Source organism: Brenneria populi, assembly GCF_036016195.1.
Lineage (GTDB): Bacteria > Pseudomonadota > Gammaproteobacteria > Enterobacterales > Enterobacteriaceae > Brenneria > Brenneria populi.
Genome location: NZ_JAYWTM010000063.1, coordinates 1 through 868, shown reverse-complemented (window position 1 = coordinate 868; position 868 = coordinate 1). Strand labels below are relative to the sequence as shown.

Below are 868 nucleotides of genomic sequence, written 5' to 3'. Positions count from 1 at the left end.
AGAGCCGCCGGGCAGGTGGTGAGCTATGTGCGCAATATGCTGGCGGGCGGCGCGGCGGCGGGGACGAGTGGTTATGCCTTTGCCGAACAGTCGTCGGCGCCAGCCGCCCCGGCGTCCTATTCGCTGACACTTACCTTTTTAGACGATCCGGCGCAGCGGCGGCAGGATTACGTCTACTGGCCCGATTAACCCGAGGAGTTTGAGCATGGACTTTTTTACCCGTTTCGATCAGGCGCGCTGGGAGTTTACCTATGGGGCGCCGGACAGCCCGGAGCAGCATAATGCCCTGCAGGTCGGGCTGGTGGCCTATTTTTATCTGGACAAGGGCTATAGCGACGAGAAGCGTCAGGCGATGGCGGAGGTGCTGGCGCGCTATGACCGCGAGTTCGGCGATAAGCTGCGCTGGGGGTTTTATAAATATCCCAATAAGGGCGAGCCTTACCGCAAGCGCCCGCTGCAACAAAAGCAGGCGCAGATGCTGGCGGAAGAGGGCGACCATATGGATTTCTGGTGGGCTTCGGAAGAGGGCACCACCTATGCCAGCGATTATCTCATCAGTATGATCTCGCCCGCCGACTGGTATGAGCATGTTCATCGTCGGGTCTCCTGCGTGCGGTTTTATCTTCCCATCGAAGCATTAAAGGACGGCGGAGATAAACGTTTTGAGGCGTTGTTACGGGAATTTTGTCAGCGCTTAAAACCGCTGCACGGGCTGGCGGGACTGGGCGTACAGCAGTGCTATGAGCGCGATAAGTACCAGCATCTGGAATATGAGATTGGGCAGGCGTTTTTGACCATTGATATTACCAACTCTCATACCTGGAAAACCGGGCGTGACGGTGTTCGTTCGGTAAACTGGTATACCTTT

Annotated in this window: 2 protein-coding genes; both read left to right on the top strand. The window is 56.9% G+C overall.

The annotated features are described in order from the left end of the window. A partial coding sequence (locus VSX58_RS22390; protein ID WP_327619979.1) for a hypothetical protein occupies nt 1–189 on the top strand: 189 nt, incomplete at its 5' end. Nucleotides 190–205: 16 nt separating this feature from the next. Further along, nucleotides 206–868: type VI immunity family protein (locus VSX58_RS22385; RefSeq protein ID WP_327619978.1), on the top strand; the 663-nt coding region annotated here is incomplete at its 3' end.